The following is a 17,149-nucleotide window of genomic DNA, read 5'->3' as shown; positions in this document are numbered from 1 at the left end:
TTATGAATTCCAGGCTCTTTTATACATTTTATTTCTGAAAAAAATTAAGGTATTTAGATTTTATTAATAATTCCTATTTATTTGTGTTAAATAGTAATTTTTTTATTTACTTGGGTATTACTATGCACCAAACAATGTGGAGAAGTTTTTTCATGAATTGCAGATCATCTATTGCTTTAATAGCTCTTAGCCTTCTTACGCTGAATCTTGCTTTTAGCGGATGCGTGTCGCAAAGTGCTCCGGCAGACTCGGGTACAGATGCTGACGGAAAGCTCATTACTGTTCAGGATTCTGCAGGAAGATATGTAGAAGTTCGGCAGCCGGTTGAAAGAATTGTAATCCTCTGGGATAATCCTGCCGAAGAACTGCGCTCTCTGGGTGCGGCGGACAGGATTGTAGGAATCGACACCGAGACCAGGAAGAAAGTTGACAGCGGCTTTTTCCCCGAACTTGAAGACGTTCCTGTGGTGGGAAGCTGGGACGAGCCGGATTACGAAAAAATCGCGGAGCTTAACCCTGATGTTGTAATCATGCTTTCAAGTTACCCCCCTCTCCCCGATGAGGTACAAGAGAAGCTGGCACCTTTCGGAATTGCAGTTGTCGGGCTGGATTTCTACAGGGTTGATGACTGGGAACGGGAAGTCCGGACCCTCGGGTTTATGCTGGACGCCGAGGAAGCGACTGACGAGTACATAAGCTTTTTCACCGACGAATGGGCTCTGGTCAAGGAAAGAACGGGGGACATACCCGACGGGGAGAAGAAGAAAGTCTATTTTGAAGGCCTCGAGACCTACCAGACCTACGGAGGCTCTGATTACGGCTGCGGGATCCCGGGCATGGTCCGGGCTGCCGGAGGGATAGACCTTTTCCCGGAACTTTCGGCTTACGCTTTTGAAGTCGATCCCGAAGAGGTGGCGGGCAGGAACCCCGATATTATAATCAAGGGGACTTCAGAGGGTTACTTTGCAAACGGTAGTGCGGGATTTGAAGTTGTCCGCGAAGAGCTTTCAGGCAGGCCCGAACTTGCAGGCACAAACGCCGTAGTTAACAGCGACGTATACGTAATCAGCTGGGACATCTCAGCCGGGGCAAGGAAGAAATTCGGGCCCATGTTCCTTGCAAAAGCCCTGTATCCGGAAAAATTCGAAGACTATGACCCGGACCTGATAATCAGACAGTATCTGGAAGAGTACCAGGGAATGGAGCCCGAAGGTACCTATTTCTATCCCGGGCCTGAGTGAACCGGATGAACTGAGTGAACTTGGTGAATCGGCTGAACTGAGTGAACTGATTAAAACACTAGAAAAAATTTGCAAATTGAATTTTCGGAGGGGCTAGCCATGTCCGCAAATAGCAGCACATGCATGAAAAATGAATATTCTGAGTATGTCGCGAGGAAACTTAGCTTCCTGCTTGGCAGTTTTGCAGCCCTGGGAATACTTCTGACCTTTGCAGTAACCGTAGGATCGGCAGACCTGAGGATGGGAGATGTCTTCCTGGCGCTGTATTCCAGGTTTTTCTCTGCGGAGGTCAGCGATTTTACTTACGGGGTGGTCTGGCACCTCAGGCTTCCCCGCCTGCTGATGGGAGTAGTTGCCGGAGCCGGGCTTGCAGCGTCGGGAGCTGTCATGCAGGGGATCACGAGAAATCCTCTCGTAAGCCCTTTTACAATAGGCATTTCTTCAGCGGCTGCTTTTGGGGCTTCCCTTTCAATATTTCTGGGAGCCGGGCTGCTCAGGGGAGGGCAGGTGTGCATAATCGGAAGCGCTTTTCTCTTTTCCTTGCTCTGTGCCTTTGCGGTCTTCGGCCTGGCAAAACTTCGGGGCTCTTCCCCTGAGACCCTTGTACTGGCGGGAATTGCCATCTCCTACCTTTTCGGTGCCCTTACGGCAGTGATCCAGTTTTTTGCCTCGGAAGAGGAACTTATGGCAATTGTGCACTGGAGTTTCGGGTCGACTTCGGGGGCTGACTGGAACTCGATAGGAACAATGGCAGCCGTCTTGCTCCTCACCTTTCCCCTCCTCATGAAATATTCCTGGGACCTCAATGCCATGATGCTCGTGAATGACGAAACGGCAAAAAGCCTGGGGATCAATGCCTCCCGCGTCCGGACCGTGCTGCTTTCGCTTTCTGCCCTGCTCACGGCTGCAATCATTTCTTTTACCGGGATAATCGGCTTCATAGGGCTTGTGGCTCCGCACCTTACCCGTTTCCTCATCGGGGGCGACCACAGGTTTCTTTTGCCCGGCACCTGCATCACAGGTTCCATACTTGTCATCGCGGCGGACATCGTTGGAAGGAGCCTGATTCCCCCTATAGTCCTCCCTCTGGGTGTCGTCATTTCCTTTGTGGGCGTACCCATGTTTGTCTATATCCTCATGTCAAGAAAAGAGGAGTTCTGGAGATGAGGATAAGCAGGAAAATGGGAAACTTGGAGATGGAGAAGGGTATGAAAAAGGAGGAATTTCGGAAATGAAGGAAAAGATAATCGTTTTTCAAAGCGACGTTAAGCTCACAGGAGTTTTACGCTACCCTGATCCCGAATCATTTCCATCTTCCGGCAAAGTTCCCGCCGTCCTCTTAAACCACGGCACGCTGGAACATGACAGGGACGGGAACATGCTCGGGCACCCTGACGGGAGAAAGCTCCCTGAAAGGAATTTTTTCCTGGAAATTTCAAGGCAGTTTTGCAGCGCCGGGTTTGCAACTTTTTCCTGGGATAAAAGAGGAGTCCGTGAAAGTGAAGGGGATAAAAACGATGCCCTGTCCCTTGCACAGGATTCCGGTGTGGCTCTGGATGTGCTCTGCGCCCAGGACATAATCGACGAAAACAGGGTTGTGATATACGGGCAGAGTGCTGGGGTGTATACGACCTGCCTCCTTGCAAAAACCCTGCTCGAAAAAACTGATCCCGGGCCTTGCGCCTTCATCCTTTCAGGGGGGCTTTACAGGGACTGCATGGAGATGATTGCTTTCAACTACCTGCGCCCTGTTAAGTATGCTGGGAGGAGCCCTGAGCACCGGAAATGGGTTGAGGAAAATGACCTTTTCGGCCTGGCGCTCGGGTCAAATCTGGTCCTGAGGAAAAAAGCTCTGCTGGAAGGAAAAAACAGGTACAGGGTAAGTTATGGAGAAAGGGAATGGACCATACCCCTTGACCCCCTCTTTTCTGATCCCGAATATGCGCCTTCGAAGCAGTTTCGTTACATAAGAAAACCCGCACTTATTGTCCACGGGGCCTGCGACCTGAATGTTCCGGTTGAGGACGCATATATGGTTAAAAAGGAGCTTGAGAAATACGGCAGGAGGAACTGTGAGAAAAATGGGGAGAAAAACGGAGGTGGGAATAATGGGAGATTTGTTGGGGGGAACGGCGGGAAAAATGGGGAGAGAAACGGCGGAAGAAACGCTGTGGATGTCGAACTTGCCATACTCCCCGGAGCCGATCACAGTTTCCAGGAAGTGCCTGCCGACGAAGATGAAAGGCTCAGGGAAAGGATGTCCCTTGAATGTCTCAGGCGGCCCTATCGGCAGGAATATTTTGACACAATGCTTGGTTTTCTAAGGAGGGTCTTTTAATGCTGGAATTGAGAAATCTGTCCTTCGGGTACGGGCAGCAAAAAATCCTTAAAAGCATCGATCTATCTGCAAATTATGGAGAGGTTCTCGGGCTTGTGGGTCCCAACGGAGGCGGGAAAAGCACTCTTCTTAAATGCATGAACCTGATCCTAAAGCCGGAAGGGGAAGTCTTCCTTGAGGGAAAAGCCCTCCGGAACATGAGCATAAAAGAGGTCAGCAAACTGATAGGATACGTGCCCCAGAACGTCCATGGATACTCTTTTCCTGTGAAGGTTTTCGATGTTGTCCTGCTCGGGAGAAGGCCCTACATCGGCTGGAACGTGGAAGAAAGTGACCTTGATATGGTTTCGGAGATATTTTCCCTTCTCCACCTCGAGCCCCTGGGCATGAGGAACTTCAACGAGCTGAGCGGCGGGGAAAAACAAAAAGTCCTGATCGCAAGAGCCCTTGTCCAGGAACCCAGAGTCCTTCTCCTCGACGAGCCCACAAGCAATCTCGATGTAAAGCACCAGCTCGAAATCATGGAAATCCTGAGAACCTTTGCCCGGGAAAAGTCCCTTGCAGTCATAATCGTCTCCCACGACCTGAACCTGGCAAGCCGCTACTGTGACAGGCTCCTGCTCCTCCGCTCCGGGGAAATTTTTGCAGAAGGCAAACCCGAAGAAGTCCTGACCGATTTCAATATCAGGACCGTTTACGACGTGGATGCCGAAATTGGCTTCAGTGAAAAGACCGGGGCAGTTACGGTCCTTCCGGTGTCAAGTTATTGAAGGGCAGCAGTATTTTTGATAATAAAAAGAAAAATGAAAGTTGTGGATATTTGACTTATAGCTGCGGAAAGTTACAGCTGCGGAAAGTTACAGCTGCGGAATAGGCGGCGCATAGACCTCGATTACGGACCCTGAGAGTACATTTGATTCCGGCAGGGAAAGCTCCAGGACCTTTTCGGCAACGTGTTTCGGCTTGAGCATCGGGATGTCCATAAACATGGACCTGTACATCTCAGTGTCCACAGCTCCAGGGCAGACGCAATAGACCATCGCCCTCCCGCTAAGTTCCGAGGCCAGGGCTTCCGTAAAGCCGTTTACCGCAAACTTCGAGGCGCTGTAAACCGAAAGATCCGAGATCCCGTGCTGCCCCGCACCGGACGAGATATTGATGATCTTCCCGTTCCTGCTCTTTGAAATATGAGGAATTGCATGCTTCGTGCAGAGGAAAAGCCCCTTCACGTTTGTGTCCATTATCTCCTCGTATTCCTCAATTGAGGTCTCCTCAACCGACTTCCTGTGAGCTATCCCCGCATTGTTCACAAGGATATCGAGCCTTCCGCACTTTTCCATGGTCTTTGAGACCAGATTCCAGACGTCTTCTTCATTCCGGATATCGGCCTGGACAGCCATTGCTTTAACTCCGGCCTGCTTCACCATCCGGACTGTTTCCCGGATTTCACTCTCGTGCCTGGCAGTAACGACAATGTTTGCCCCCTCTTTTGCCAGCTCAAGGGCTACAGCCCTTCCGATACCTCTCCCCCCGCCGGTTATGAGGGCAGTTTGACCTTTTAACCTCATCATTTTATCTCCCCTTTTATGGATATATTTATCCAGTGGTTTTATATTTAAAATCAGAATTAATCTCCCGTCTGAAGGAGGATATATTTTTTGAAACAAAGTTCAGGAAAAGAGGTTCTGATTTTAGCTCCATAAAAACCAAGAATCCCATCCTGCCGCTGGCTCTGCACGGAGTGTTCGCCCAATGCACCCCTTTGCGTCTAAATTTCTCTGGTTGCGCACAATTCACCCAAAGTTAGATGTGGGGATAGGAGAGCGCTGCATCGAAGCGTGTGAGGTGCTCACCCGGAGGGTCATTCCACTCGGAAGGCCAGCCGCTCCATACATCGCCAATTTTCTTTGGATATCCCGGGTCGGCCCCGCGGTTGTAGGAATGCCTGACGTACTCGTCATTTTGAAAAATGTAGAATTTCTCATTGTCAGGGTGGTATAACGCAACTTGCACGTAGCTTGAGGTCCAGCTGCTTGGCCAAGCGCTCCAGACTTCCTGAATCTTCTTAGGGTATCCGGTGTCAGGCCCGCGGCCATAGGAATGCCTGACATACTCATCTTCGTGAAATATGTAGAATTTATCGTTTCCCGGATAGTACAATGCCGCATCAATCCGATTGGATGGTCCCCTCCAGCTACTGGGGTAGCCGCTCCAGACTTCCTGGATCTTCTTAGGGTATCCGGCATCAGGCCCGCGGCCGTAGGAATGCCTGACGTACTCGTCTCTGTGAAATATGTAGAATTTGTCGTTTCCTGGATAGTACAATGCAGCGTCGATCCTGACATTGGGTCTACGCCAGCTACTGGGATAGCCGCTCCAGACTTCCTGGATCTTCTTAGGATATCCGGCGTCAGGCCCACGGCCATAGGAATGCCTTACGTACTCGTCTCCATGAAATATGTAGAATTTTGACATTGAATGCCCCCCTTTTGTCGTCCTATTGTTGACGTATAACTATTTAACCTACTTTCGGCAAGAAACTTATTTATAATATTTTTTACTGATTATTTTTTGTATATTGGCTAGAAATATAATATTAATTATATCATATTAATTCTATATATTTATTATAGAAAATATACTTAGGAAACTAGTGGCTCTCAAATTAGAATTTCGACTTAAAAACAAATTCTTTTCTATTCTGTTTTTATGGCTCACACAAAAGGTAGCTGGGGATTCTCCAGAACTTATGAATCATATTGAAATTCTAAAGACGATAAATGCTGATCTTGAATTGTATTCAGCAGACGGAGTCTATGGTTCAGTCCTTAATCATTCTGACATCTGGTATCATCTGAATGCAAAACCGGTTATTTCTTTTGCTTCCAATGCCGTAATAAATGAAGAAGGCAAAGAGGAAAGAATCGATAATTGGGCAACAAAATATAGAAAGTAGGCAGAGATATTCATTCAGCGATGTAAAACAAACTAAAGTTTCTATACGAAAATGGAAGGAAAGAACAGGTTGGAATCTACCTGAGAAACCAAAACATAAGAGATGAGGCGTTTGATGAGCGATACAGAAAGAGAGCCGAATGTGAAAAGTAAGGAATAAGGTTCAAACTAAAAAAATAAAAATTTTGTAACTTTTTTTCATCCTTTAGTCGTTATGGATGATTTCTCCAAAGCCGTCTTTCCCATCTCCTTATCATTTCCTTTTTGTGAGAGCCGCCAGGCAAGTTGGCGGCGGCATTTTTAACGATCGAATCGAAAAGCGGACATTCATTTCATTCATTTCCGGATATATTCCCTCAAATCCGATTTCAAAATCCGCTCGATCTCTCCCCATTTCTCCGCCTGGTTTTCCGCAAACAGGAACCCGAAGAAACCGAATTTTCCATAATCGACTTTCCTGAGCTCCAGGGGCTTTTCGAAATCCGAAAGCAGCTTTTCGTAATCGAAGGCTTTTACGTCTTTTATATTGAGGTCGGCCGGTTTGTCAAGCACGACCAGGCAGTAGTTTTTCCCTTCCCTGCCTTCGAGAATCTTCTCCCAGTCGGGTTCAAGCTGTTCAAGGAAGTACCTGTAGGTGTTTATCCCGTAGGCGAAGTGTGCGATATCCGTTGTGCACCAGCCCGCAAAGCGCATTGGGTTAAGCTCGATTGGCTGGATACGCCGGTCTTCTCCCACCCGAAGCTCGATGTGCAGGGGGAAGTTCCTCAGGCCTGTTAGCTTCCCGATTTCCTTCAGGAGGTCTTCAAAAGCTTCCCGGTAAGTTTCGATCACCTCTTTCGAAGTAAAGTAGACCCTGTCGCTGACATCGCTTTCCGAGGAAAAGATGTGCTTGAAGATATTGAGGATCACAGGCTTTCCTTCGCCGTTAAAATAGGCGTCAACCGCAAACTCCTCGCCTTCGATGCACTCCTCGATAATGAACTGGCCCACATTGAGGACCTGCACCGGATAGAGGTCTCTTATCTCTTCCACCTCTGCCTTTATGCTCTGCAGGACGGAAGCCCATTCCTGATCGCTTGAGACCTTGTGCACCCCGAGGCTGAAAAACCCGACTGCGGGCTTTATGATGAAGGGCTTTTTTATCTCCTCAACCCGGAGCTCATCGAGCCTGTCAAAGTCCACAGCCTGGAAACGGAACTCGGGGTAAATCCTCTCGAGCAGTTCCCTGAACCTGACCTTGTTCTTGAAAAACTCAATCTTCTCCGGAAGCCCGGTAAAAGCCAGGTTTTCGGCTATCCAGTCAATGGAGTTTTCGGAATTGGAATAAAGCGGGCAGATCCCCTGCTCTTTTACGCTTTCAATAAATTCGGCTTCCTCAAGGAGCCTGAACTTTTTCTCCGTGCTTATTCCGGCTGACATTTCGTTTTTCAAAACAGGGACCTGCATTTCGGCAACGGTATCCAGCAAAAATTCGGAGACGTAGGGGTGGTCGAGGATTATCATTTTTTATTCCTTTTTTTAGGGGGTTTTGGGTTGGGTGTTATAAGGCGGATAATGGGGGAGGTTGGTAATATTTATTGTGGAATTAAAAAAGGGATTAACTTTAGCAGAAGTTGGATAAAAACTCTTGAAAATCTTTACTAATATTAGATTAAAGTCCTGAACATTCTCTCTACCCTTAGGTTTAGCTGATATAGAAAAATAGAAATGTGTTTTGAAATTGTGCCTAAATCGCTTAGATATTAGGTATACATCTTGGTTTCATACTGATTGAGCTTTATATTATAGTATTGTACAATAGAATAACACAAAGTTAATGCAAATTCTGCATCTTCTCGACCAATTGGAGGATATTCATTTGAGTGTGGTGCTATATGCATGAAATTATAGGTATTAAATAGTATGTCATTTATTTTTTTACTTTTAAGACTTTCTGGGTTCCTTGAACCTTCATCAATAAATTCAGCTAATTGTGTTTTCATCACTTTGTTTTCTTTTGTGAGTTTGGAGATCTCATCTAATACGATGCGGCACTTATAGATTGTAGAATTATAGTCACCATTATCAAATGCATTTTTTGCATTATTTAATTCATCAATTACATATTTAAATTGATTTGATAGTGGTCTATTTGAAAATGATACCTCGTAAATTGCGTAATTTTTGTAACCCATTTTTGAAGCAAGATCATGCCATTTTTCCAATGATAGATCGTAGTAAACAGTATTCTCCTTTTGTAAAAATCCATCAAACTTCATGGGACTGTTAAAGTTACCATCTGGGCGAACACATAATATTTCGCAATCAATGCGCATTTTAAGAGGAGATGAAATTCGGGATTCTTCTATTGCATTAAAAAGATGTGGAGTTATATTGAAGTTTCCACGTATTCGAGTTGCATTCGATTGAGATCCTGCTGAATACAGAAACATAGTTTTAAATGCAGTGAATTGGTTGATAAACACGTTTGCTATATATAATTTCAATGTGTAGCCTAAGATATTAAACTCATATGTTTCTTTATTTTCAACATTAATTTCTATACCTAATTGTGGGATTTTTGTGAAATTGTGTAAAGATATCCCTTCCGAACTTAAGCTCAAATCTATTGCCATACTGCATTTCCTCAATAAAAGTAATTGTCCTTCTGTGAATTATGTAAACTTACCTTGCAAAATTATGGGTCAGAGTTTCTCAATTTTACTAAAATGACCACCTGTTACCCAAAAGCTCTGTTTAAAATCATCAATTCTTTTTTCGAAATAACTCAAGTGTTTGGGCTGGATTATCATTAAGAAGTCTCTTGTTGTTCCTCTTTTTGCCCTAAAAAGATAAATAGTGGTTTTGTAATCAAACATTTTTTTTAAAGGATTGAACCTTTTTAGGTATTCTTCTTCAGGCTTACGATTTCGATGATTATAAATTATAATGGATTGACCTTGGTTATAGTAGTCAGCTATCTCGCGAAAAAATACATATTTTCAGGCTGTCTCAAAACTATGCTTGATCGCACATTTGGGTAAGAAATATTAGGAATATTTATCTTTTTAAAAATATGTATTACATATAAGTATACTATTTGATAAAATTAATTCCAGTGTTTCACCATGTTCAAAAAGTACGATCAAAAGCAGCAATTTTTACTTCCATTAAGCCTGGAAGAGTTTGTTCCTGAAAACCATATTGCCAGAGTGTTAAACGACCTCATAGATCTCGTTGATATTAGTGATATTGAGTCCACTTACTCTGAGGAAGGTTGCCCTGCCTATCACCCAAGATTTCTTTTAAAAATCTTACTCTACGGGTACCTTATAAACATTAGAAGTTCACGCAAGATAGAGCAAATGACACAAACTGATACTGCTTTTATGTACCTTGCAGCTATGCAAAAACCTGATTTCCATACTATTTGTCGATTCCGTTCAACTCATCTTGACCCGATTAAAGAAATATTTTCACAGGTTGTCACGTTTTGTAAGGAAATGGATATGATTGGTTCCAGTATTTCGATCGATGGAACAAAGGTTAAGGCAAACGCTTCACCAAGACAAAGTAAGAGTTCCGACGCTCTCAAAAAAGAGATCGATAAGATACTCAAAGAAAGCATTGAGGTCGATAAACAGGAAGACGAAATTTATGGTGATTCGACACCATACCAGGTGCCAGAAGAACTGGTTAACAAGCAGAAAAGATTAGAGAAAATCAAAGCTGCTATGAAAAAAATTGACGAAGAAAAGTTAAAAAAAGTAAACATCACAGACAACGATGCTAAAATTATGAAGCATAAAGATGGAAGCAAGAAACCTTCTTATAATTGTCAGGTTGCTGTTGATGAAAAGGAACAAATAATCGTTGCATCAGACGTTGTCGATGAAGAAAATGACTTGCATCAAGTTGAACCAATGATAGAAAATGTAAAAGAAACACTGGGATACAAGCCAACAATAGTGCTGGCAGATGCAGGTTATTTTTCATATGATAATGTGAAATTTTTACTCGATCAAGAAATTGATGCTTATATTCCTGATAACTTTTATGAAGTAGAGAAAAGGGGAAAAGCAAAGAAGTTCAGAAAATCTCTCTTTAAATATGATCAGGAAAAGGACTGTTATTATTGCCCTGCTGCATTTGAAATCCCATTTACAAGAATACAAAAAAGGAACGATGAGCCAGATTTACGGTATTATGTATGTAAGTATTGTTCTTTATGCGTGTTAAAAAATGCATGTACCGAGAGTGAAAACAGGACAATATCAAGAGATCCAAGGGAGTACCTGATGGAGAATATGAGGGCTAAACTGAATACAGAAGAAGGAACGGAACAGTATCAGGAAAGAATGTTTACTGTAGAACCTGTGTTTGGCCAGATGAAACAGGATAGAGGATTCAGGGAATTTCTTTTGAGAGGGAAAAGGAAGACAAAAATTGAGTTTATTATGATGTGTACTGTACACAATCTAAAGAAAATAGTGGATTTCATGAAGAGAGAAGGTAAAAGTTTGAAAGAAATTCTGAAAATGATAACCGGGAGAGGAAATAAATTAGGGAATGGATGCAGAATTGTGGCGGGAAAGACAAGTAAGCTATGTTGATCAATGAAAACTGATCTCTTTTCGAATAAAAATTGAAATTGAAATGGATATTACCCAATTGTAGAATTCAAAACGGTTTTGAGACAGCTTGATTCAGACACTTTTTGCGGACAGCTTCATTTACCTCCCGGGTGCCAGCGTTCCATGTGCCGGGCATGGGTTTCAAGGTAGGCCCCCTTCTCGTAGAAGTGGTCGTAAAAATCGAGGTCCAGATGCTGGGCCTGGAGGTAGGGAAGAACAAAAATGCTTGGCACTGTGCCCGGGAATTTGCCAAAGTGGTCATAGATGTGCTGCGCCTGGAGGGCAACGCATTCCCTGAACTCTTCATCGTGGGGCCGGGCGCTGCTCCTGACCCCTTTCGTGTCTTTGTAATAGCCCGGGGTTTCCGGGTTGAAAGGGCCTCCGGGCCCGAACTTCCTTTCGGTAAGGGCATCCACTGCATGGCGCATATCCCGGTAGTGCGGAGGGGTGTAGCCTTCAAGGACGCCGGGAAGTCCGGTGGGGTTTGGAAGGGACCAGCGATCGTCGGTATCGTAGCGGAAGCCCAGGCCAGGGACCTCAGGGTCACCGCTTGCCCCCAGGACTGAAAAGGGGTCCATGCCGTTGAAGAGCCAGCCACCCAGGCCCATCGCCTGCAGCATGAGCATCCCTGCGTAACAGGAAATCGAAAGTTCGGCGGTCAGTTCCGAAAGGGACCACATCTCCAGAAAGCTGAGAGGATATGGTTTTTCCACATCAACCAGGTGCCTGAACCGCTCGAGCCTCTCGATCTCCTGCCCGTGAATGTCATCGTAAAAACAAACCCCGTTCTGGGTGTAATAACAGAGCCCTGCAAGGACGTGCTGGGCTAGGTCCCCTACCGGGATGACCAGCGTGGTCCCGGGGTGGTTGGCAACCCAGGTGTTGTGGGCTTCTATATGCGGGACCTCGGGAGGAAGCTTCAGCCGGCCGTCAGCCAGTTTGCGGACCCTGACCCTGTGGGCTTCAAGCAGCTCTTCCGGGTCAAAGGTTCCTTCGTCCGAACGTCCTGCCAGAGCAGGCGCATCCCGGGTCTCGAAGAAATAAACTCCGGAATCGTCGGTGAAAAAGAGCTCGCTTGTATGGAAACCGGCTGCTGACGGAAACGTACGCCCTCCTGCACTGCAGGCATAGTTGGAAAGGTCAGGCGCATACCTTTCCCCACGCATAATCAGGTTATGCCAGCCCGTATTACCGGCTGCAGCCGATAAAACCATCATCTGCTCCAGTTCAGTAAGGGGCAAAAGGTCATGCTTTGAAGTATATTTGAAGTACCCTTCTGGAATCGAAGCTCCCTGGAAAAAACGGCGTGACCTCCTTCCGAAAATCGCGTCAACAAATTTGAAATCAAGTGCATCTTTAAAGCCTGGCGGAATGGTTTCCTTATCCATATTATACTCCCCATACAGGAGATATGAACAATGAATATAAAAGCTGGCGTCTGATGCGGAAATTCATTAGAAAGAGATGGCTCATAAGAGAATTTTAGAAAGATGGCCAGAAATGTAGTTGCAAAAAAATATACAGTACTTCCATAAAAAGCCACAATGTATCAATATATCCACGTTTTTATATATTAGGGACATATTGGTAAAAGTAGAGGGCATCTGAGAACGCTTTTCTCACCAATAGCACAATCAACTTTTTTAACCCCCCACTCCCACCCAACAATTCCAATCTCAGATGCCCTAATCCCCCTATAAGCTTTTTTTCTCTGGAATTCAAAGTAAAAGCCATCTCATCTCCTTAGAAACATCTCTTTATCCGGGTTATAATTTCCTTATTAACCTTGTTTTTTCATTATCCGGGGTATCATTTTTCCGGAAGCTCTTTTCAGGACACTCCTCAAATATTTGAACTCTTGATAGAATTCCCCGAAAACTCGAGATCAAATTTCCTGAAGTTCGATAGGGCTTCACCTAAGCTTAATTACCAGTAAGGTGGAATATTACTAACGTAAAAATTTAGATTAATTTTAGATAAATAATGGAATGGAGATGGTCAGATGTCAGGAGACCCAATGGAAGTAATAAAAGCTGCAGACCCCGAATTTTTCGACCTTCTTGAAGCGACCCGCGGATCAGCATTTGCTGAAGGCGGCATACCCCTGAAGTACAAGCTTCTCATGGCAATGGCCCTGGACGCTGCTAACGGGGCAGTTGACGGAGTAAAAGTCCTCGCAATGCAGGCCATGCAGGAAGGGGCAACGAAAGAAGAGGTAATGGAAGCAGTAAAGATTGCCCAGTACATTTTCGGGGTTGGAAGCGTTTACACGGCTGCAAATGCTTTAGGGGATATTTTATAATCCTGGCTGTGCTAAAGAAGATGGACAGCTATTGCTCAACAACTTGCGGATGGTGCTAAAAAAGTCGCAGGTGCTGTTCAACAACGTTGCTCTTGTTGCTAACGAACCTTGACCAATAGCTGTATCTTTCAATAGCTGTATCTTTCAATAGCTGTATCTTTCAATAGCTGTATCTTTCAATAGCTGTATCTTTCAATAGCTGTATCTTTCAATAGCTGTGTCGCTCAAAAAAGACATCTCTCGATTAATTCAAAAAAGATCAGGTTATGCACGCATTTCCCATCCGTACCGAACGCATGGAATTAATCCCTGCAACCGTAAAACTGTACCTTCTGGATCTGCACGATAGGACAGGGCTCGCAACTGCTTTAAATGCCAGTGTCCCCGGGGAGTGGCCGCCGGAACAAATAACCAGCGAGGTTATTGAGGAGTTCCTCAAGCTAATGCGGGCCGGGGACCGAAAGGTCTGGAGCTTTTACTGGCTGGCCCAACCGGATGATTGCGACCCCAACGTCCTTATTGGAAGCGGAGGTTTTCTCGCCAGTGCCAAGGGAGGCCTTGAACTCGGGTACTCGGTCCTTCCGACATACCAGCAGCAGGGCTATGCCACCGAAGCAGTTCGTTCGATGGTGGAATGGGCATTTTCGGCCCTTCGGATAGACCACATTATAGCATATACCTATCCTCACCTTATTGCCTCGATCCGAGTTCTGGAGAAAAACGGATTCACATTTACGGGAAACGGACCTGAAGAAGGTACTATCACCTACGAACTGCGCAACAGGCCTGAAAATTAAAATTCAGGTCATTTGACTCTTTTTTATAAACCTGCAAACTTTGGAAATTTATAGACTGTTATTGCCTGAAACGCCGCTTAGATTATCGCCAGGGCTGTCGCTCAGATTGTCAATAGGGGTATCAGTAACCATTTAAATTTGCCAAATATTTTATTTAGTAGCTATTATATAATATGTGGAATATACTACGTTAGAAAGAAAACCCATGGGGAATACGGGTTTTTAATCCAATTTTTATTGACAGGTTCCTGCCCGATGGGAATTATGAAAACGAGTCTGTCGGCAGGGATAAAATTGGGGGGTAATAAGCTTGCCAGATAAGAAGAAGTGCTGTAAACTGTTTGCAGGTGCACTTTTCGGTGCCGCGGTCATATATGCTGTTGCAAGAAATACACGAAAAAATTCGGGTAAGATTGAAGTTGAGTAATTAATGGGTAAAATGGGGATATTGGATTAAATGGGGATATTGAATTGACGAAGAAAGAGGTAGCCAGCGGTCTGCTGGTGGGAGTAGTTGCAGGAATCGCGGCGGGTGCTGTTGCCGGAATTGCAGTTGGTGCAGTTGCCGGAGTCGCCATGAAATGTGCTTATAACAGATGTGGAGAACTCGATTTAAAGTCAAAGTGGTGTAAGGTAGCATGAAATAAGGAGGTATGAAATTGACGAAGAAAGAAATAGCAGGTGGTCTGGCAGGTGGCCTGGCAGGTGGAGTGCTGGTAGGCGCAGTTGCCGGAATAGCGGCAGGTATTACTGCCGGAATTACGATGAAGTATGCTTATGACAGGTATGTTCATGAGGAACAGAAGGAATACATTCACGAGAAAATCAAAAAGATTCCCGGGAAGTTAAAAAAGGGGCCGAAACCTGCTAAGGTGAAATTAGTTTACCCGGACAGGCAAACCTTTGCACACAGCATGGAATCTCCCATCTGGGTCGAATTCGATAAGGATGTGGACAGTTCGACAATTACGAAGGACACGGTAATCGTCACAAGTTCGGAATCCGAGGAACCTGTAGGCGGCTTCCTTGATGCCGGCAACAGAACGCTGATGTTCCGCCCGAACAAACCGTATCCTGTGGGTGATACCGGAGCCAAGATCACCATCGCTCTGATAGGAACCGACATAGGGGAAGGTGCCATTATGGATACTGAAGGAAATCCCCTTGACGGGGACAAAGATGGAAAAGCCGGAGGGGATTTCGAATACACTTTCAACATTGTAAAATGAAATATTTCAGCACCTGAAGAAACCTTTATTCATTACTTTCCTTTTTTATCCCTCCTTTATTTCCCTGCACGTATATACTCGCTTCCTGAAACGACATTCTTTCTGCATTTCACTTTTTTAAGGATTTAACATTCCCCTCTGCATTTCACATTTCTTTCGGTATTTCACCTTTAATATGAAATTTCATGGCCTATTAGCGGTTTTTCCCTATGGAAAAAGCCTTTCCAAGGGATTTTCCAACCCCGTAGTAAGTCCTGTCCCCGGTCCCGTATACCAGGGGCCTGACTTTCCCGATCTCCGGAAGCTCCTTTTCATCCAGCACAGACTCTTCAGCCTTTATGTCCAGGATTTCTCCCACGAACATGGTGTGAAGTCCGATCTCAAAACTGTGAAGGAGTTTACACTCAAGGACAAGAGGAAATTCCTCTATATAAGGAGCCGATACGAGCCCGCTTTTTACGGGGGTTAAGCCTGTTGCCTCGAACTTGTTCTCGTCCCTGCCGCTTGCAATCCCAAAGTAATCGGTTTCCCTTACGTGGTCTTCAGAGGGTATGTTTACCGTAAAAGCCTCATTTTCCAGAATACAGGCGTAGCTGTAAGTGGCTTTCCTCAGGGACACGCTGACGCAGGGAGGGGTCGAACAGCAGATCCCTGCCCATGCTGCTGTCATGGCATTGGGCTTTCCATTCCTGTCGTATGTCCCGATTACCCAGGCAGGGGCCGGGCATGCCAGGGTTTTTGCTCCGATTGATTTTTTCATGGTTCAGACCTTCTTTTCAAAATATATAACCTTGCAATCTTTTTCCGATGTGTTTTCTTGATGTTCATTTTTTTCTATGTCTTATTTTGGAAATTCTTTTTTTCGACGTAATTATACATTCAGCACCGAGAAATATAGGTTCTTCGTCAAAACAGGATCATTTGTAAAAAAGTACCTTAAAGCCCCAGGAGACGGCTTAATTTAGTACATATTTTTATGTAGTATTCATTATATAATATGCGAGATATACGGTAAATACGGGGAACATTACATTAAATTAAACATTAAATCAAAATAACAGTTTATTCTTTCCTGCTACTGATTCAAAGATCTGCTTGCCGGAATGAGTAAAAAAAGTATAAAGATAGGGGGAATAAAGTGATGGATATTAATAAATGCTACAAGATAATGCTGGGTGCACTTACCGGTGTTGCACTGATATATGTTCTTGCATATGTTTTTGGAGGCGACTCGGAAAGCGATTGGGGCCGTATCGAGGTTGAGTAAAAAGGGATAAAATCAAAGTAAAACAACTGTAAAATCAGCTGGAGAAAGTGGATTAAGTTCAAAGCAAGTTCAAAGCAAGTCCAGCGGTCTTATCAGGGGGTGCCGAGTTGACGAAAAAAAATATAGCCGGCGGTCTGCTTGCAGGGGGAGCTACCGGAATGGCGGCTGGTGCTGCTGTCGGAATTGCAGCAGGTGCAGTTGCCGGAGTTGCTATAAAATATACCTATGACAGGCATATTCATGACATGCACTTACGTAAAAAGCTTAAATCCATTTCCCTGCCGTTTAAAAAACCGTCCTCATCAATGGTAAAAACCGTTTATCCTAAGCCACCGACCAGCGTATGTTTTTCCGTATGTTTTTAGAAGTAAATCTGGGTAAGGGGTAAGCCCGAACCCGGATCGTGA

At 44.9% G+C, this 17,149-nt stretch carries 18 protein-coding genes; 12 read left to right on the top strand and 6 right to left on the bottom strand.

Annotated elements, in window-relative coordinates; all coding sequences use genetic code 11:
* The first annotated feature begins 152 nt into the window (after positions 1-152).
* The 4 genes from ACSAZK_RS01425 (at position 153) to ACSAZK_RS01410 (ending at position 4,349) form a co-directional block, all read left to right on the top strand.
* A complete protein-coding gene (locus ACSAZK_RS01425; protein WP_440955658.1) occupies positions 153-1,241 on the top strand; it encodes an iron ABC transporter substrate-binding protein in 1,089 nt (362 codons plus the stop codon).
* 99 nt (positions 1,242-1,340) lie between these two features.
* Positions 1,341-2,408 carry a FecCD family ABC transporter permease gene (locus ACSAZK_RS01420; protein WP_440955657.1) on the top strand — a complete coding sequence of 356 codons (1,068 nt, stop codon included), beginning with the start codon at positions 1,341-1,343 and terminating at the stop codon, positions 2,406-2,408.
* 64 nt (positions 2,409-2,472) lie between these two features.
* A complete protein-coding gene (locus tag ACSAZK_RS01415; RefSeq protein ID WP_440955656.1) occupies positions 2,473-3,579 on the top strand; it encodes an alpha/beta hydrolase family protein in 1,107 nt (368 codons plus the stop codon).
* Positions 3,579-4,349 (top strand): ABC transporter ATP-binding protein, encoded by a 771-nt coding sequence (locus ACSAZK_RS01410; protein WP_440955655.1) that lies wholly within the window; start codon positions 3,579-3,581, stop codon positions 4,347-4,349. The genes ACSAZK_RS01415 and ACSAZK_RS01410 overlap by 1 nt, the downstream gene beginning before the upstream one ends.
* Positions 4,350-4,436: 87 nt before the next feature.
* Here ACSAZK_RS01410 and ACSAZK_RS01405 read toward each other — a convergent pair whose 3' ends face one another.
* Together ACSAZK_RS01405 and ACSAZK_RS01400 are read right to left on the bottom strand one after the other, a co-directional pair.
* Positions 4,437-5,150 carry an SDR family NAD(P)-dependent oxidoreductase gene (locus ACSAZK_RS01405; protein ID WP_440955654.1) on the bottom strand — a complete coding sequence of 238 codons (714 nt, stop codon included), beginning with the start codon at positions 5,148-5,150 and terminating at the stop codon, positions 4,437-4,439.
* Positions 5,151-5,382: 232 nt separating this feature from the next.
* A complete protein-coding gene (locus ACSAZK_RS01400) occupies positions 5,383-6,054 on the bottom strand; it encodes a hemopexin repeat-containing protein (protein ID WP_440955653.1) in 672 nt (223 codons plus the stop codon).
* A gap of 425 nt (positions 6,055-6,479) precedes the next feature.
* Here ACSAZK_RS01400 and ACSAZK_RS01395 point away from each other — a divergent pair, with 425 nt between their 5' ends.
* Positions 6,480-6,641 carry a hypothetical protein gene (locus ACSAZK_RS01395; protein ID WP_440955652.1) on the top strand — a complete coding sequence of 54 codons (162 nt, stop codon included), beginning with the start codon at positions 6,480-6,482 and terminating at the stop codon, positions 6,639-6,641.
* A 229-nt stretch (positions 6,642-6,870) separates the two neighbouring features.
* Here ACSAZK_RS01395 and ACSAZK_RS01390 read toward each other — a convergent pair whose 3' ends face one another.
* Both ACSAZK_RS01390 and ACSAZK_RS01385 read right to left on the bottom strand, forming a co-directional pair.
* A complete protein-coding gene (locus tag ACSAZK_RS01390) occupies positions 6,871-8,037 on the bottom strand; it encodes an ATP-grasp domain-containing protein (RefSeq protein WP_440955651.1) in 1,167 nt (388 codons plus the stop codon).
* A 239-nt stretch (positions 8,038-8,276) separates the two neighbouring features.
* The gene (locus ACSAZK_RS01385; RefSeq protein WP_440955650.1) at positions 8,277-9,149 is read right to left on the bottom strand and encodes a hypothetical protein; all 873 of its coding nucleotides are present in this window, start codon (positions 9,147-9,149) and stop codon (positions 8,277-8,279) included.
* 492 nt (positions 9,150-9,641) lie between these two features.
* On the opposite strand from ACSAZK_RS01385, the gene ACSAZK_RS01380 reads away from it, so the two are divergent.
* Entirely contained in the window at positions 9,642-11,126 is a 1,485-nt protein-coding gene (locus ACSAZK_RS01380) for an IS1182 family transposase (protein WP_440953887.1), read from the top strand.
* Positions 11,127-11,242: 116 nt separating this feature from the next.
* Here ACSAZK_RS01380 and ACSAZK_RS01375 read toward each other — a convergent pair whose 3' ends face one another.
* Positions 11,243-12,535: a hypothetical protein gene (locus tag ACSAZK_RS01375; RefSeq protein ID WP_440955649.1), complete on the bottom strand. Its 1,293-nt coding sequence runs from the start codon at positions 12,533-12,535 to the stop codon at positions 11,243-11,245.
* Between the two features lie 614 nt (positions 12,536-13,149).
* On the opposite strand from ACSAZK_RS01375, the gene ACSAZK_RS01370 reads away from it, so the two are divergent.
* The 4 genes from ACSAZK_RS01370 (at position 13,150) to ACSAZK_RS01355 (ending at position 15,475) form a co-directional block, all read left to right on the top strand.
* Positions 13,150-13,449, top strand: a complete 300-nt coding sequence (locus tag ACSAZK_RS01370; RefSeq protein ID WP_440955648.1) for a carboxymuconolactone decarboxylase family protein — start codon at positions 13,150-13,152, stop codon at positions 13,447-13,449.
* Positions 13,450-13,715: 266 nt separating this feature from the next.
* Positions 13,716-14,246, top strand: coding sequence for a GNAT family N-acetyltransferase (locus ACSAZK_RS01365; RefSeq protein ID WP_440955647.1), 531 nt, complete (start codon positions 13,716-13,718; stop codon positions 14,244-14,246).
* A gap of 471 nt (positions 14,247-14,717) precedes the next feature.
* Complete coding sequence (locus ACSAZK_RS01360) at positions 14,718-14,888, top strand: hypothetical protein (protein ID WP_440955646.1); 171 nt, start codon at positions 14,718-14,720, stop codon at positions 14,886-14,888.
* Positions 14,889-14,905: 17 nt separating this feature from the next.
* Positions 14,906-15,475, top strand: coding sequence for an Ig-like domain-containing protein (locus ACSAZK_RS01355; RefSeq protein WP_440955645.1), 570 nt, complete (start codon positions 14,906-14,908; stop codon positions 15,473-15,475).
* A 193-nt stretch (positions 15,476-15,668) separates the two neighbouring features.
* Here the strand turns inward: ACSAZK_RS01355 and ACSAZK_RS01350 are convergent, their stop codons facing one another.
* Complete coding sequence (locus ACSAZK_RS01350; protein WP_440955644.1) at positions 15,669-16,235, bottom strand: flavin reductase family protein; 567 nt, start codon at positions 16,233-16,235, stop codon at positions 15,669-15,671.
* Between the two features lie 381 nt (positions 16,236-16,616).
* On the opposite strand from ACSAZK_RS01350, the gene ACSAZK_RS01345 reads away from it, so the two are divergent.
* On the top strand, positions 16,617-16,742 hold the full coding sequence (locus tag ACSAZK_RS01345; RefSeq protein WP_440955643.1) for a hypothetical protein: 126 nt from the start codon (positions 16,617-16,619) through the stop codon (positions 16,740-16,742).
* Between the two features lie 107 nt (positions 16,743-16,849).
* On the top strand, positions 16,850-17,107 hold the full coding sequence (locus ACSAZK_RS01340) for a hypothetical protein (protein ID WP_440955642.1): 258 nt from the start codon (positions 16,850-16,852) through the stop codon (positions 17,105-17,107).
* Positions 17,108-17,149 lie beyond the last annotated feature (42 nt).

Origin of the sequence: Methanosarcina sediminis (genome assembly GCF_052056915.1) — an archaeon.
In the GTDB taxonomy this organism is placed as follows: domain Archaea; phylum Halobacteriota; class Methanosarcinia; order Methanosarcinales; family Methanosarcinaceae; genus MTP4.
Note: the sequence above shows the minus strand (reverse complement) of the source record. Positions and strands in the feature narration are given on the sequence as shown.

Bases quoted from the DNA above. Each gene is read 5' to 3' on its own strand.
- ACSAZK_RS01365 (WP_440955647.1), top strand. From the start codon at position 13,716: ATGCACGCATTTCCCATCCGTACCGAACGCATGGAATTAATCCCTGCA.
- ACSAZK_RS01415 (WP_440955656.1), top strand. From the start codon at position 2,473: ATGAAGGAAAAGATAATCGTTTTTCAAAGCGACGTTAAGCTCACAGGA.
- ACSAZK_RS01425 (WP_440955658.1), top strand. From the start codon at position 153: ATGAATTGCAGATCATCTATTGCTTTAATAGCTCTTAGCCTTCTTACG.
- ACSAZK_RS01405 (WP_440955654.1), bottom strand. From the start codon at position 5,150: ATGATGAGGTTAAAAGGTCAAACTGCCCTCATAACCGGCGGGGGGAGA.
- ACSAZK_RS01420 (WP_440955657.1), top strand. From the start codon at position 1,341: ATGTCCGCAAATAGCAGCACATGCATGAAAAATGAATATTCTGAGTAT.
- ACSAZK_RS01410 (WP_440955655.1), top strand. From the start codon at position 3,579: ATGCTGGAATTGAGAAATCTGTCCTTCGGGTACGGGCAGCAAAAAATC.
- ACSAZK_RS01345 (WP_440955643.1), top strand. From the start codon at position 16,617: ATGGATATTAATAAATGCTACAAGATAATGCTGGGTGCACTTACCGGT.
- ACSAZK_RS01380 (WP_440953887.1), top strand. From the start codon at position 9,642: ATGTTCAAAAAGTACGATCAAAAGCAGCAATTTTTACTTCCATTAAGC.
- ACSAZK_RS01385 (WP_440955650.1), bottom strand. From the start codon at position 9,149: ATGGCAATAGATTTGAGCTTAAGTTCGGAAGGGATATCTTTACACAAT.
- ACSAZK_RS01395 (WP_440955652.1), top strand. From the start codon at position 6,480: ATGAAGAAGGCAAAGAGGAAAGAATCGATAATTGGGCAACAAAATATA.
- ACSAZK_RS01375 (WP_440955649.1), bottom strand. From the start codon at position 12,535: ATGGATAAGGAAACCATTCCGCCAGGCTTTAAAGATGCACTTGATTTC.
- ACSAZK_RS01390 (WP_440955651.1), bottom strand. From the start codon at position 8,037: ATGATAATCCTCGACCACCCCTACGTCTCCGAATTTTTGCTGGATACC.
- ACSAZK_RS01370 (WP_440955648.1), top strand. From the start codon at position 13,150: ATGTCAGGAGACCCAATGGAAGTAATAAAAGCTGCAGACCCCGAATTT.
- ACSAZK_RS01350 (WP_440955644.1), bottom strand. From the start codon at position 16,235: ATGAAAAAATCAATCGGAGCAAAAACCCTGGCATGCCCGGCCCCTGCC.
- ACSAZK_RS01400 (WP_440955653.1), bottom strand. From the start codon at position 6,054: ATGTCAAAATTCTACATATTTCATGGAGACGAGTACGTAAGGCATTCC.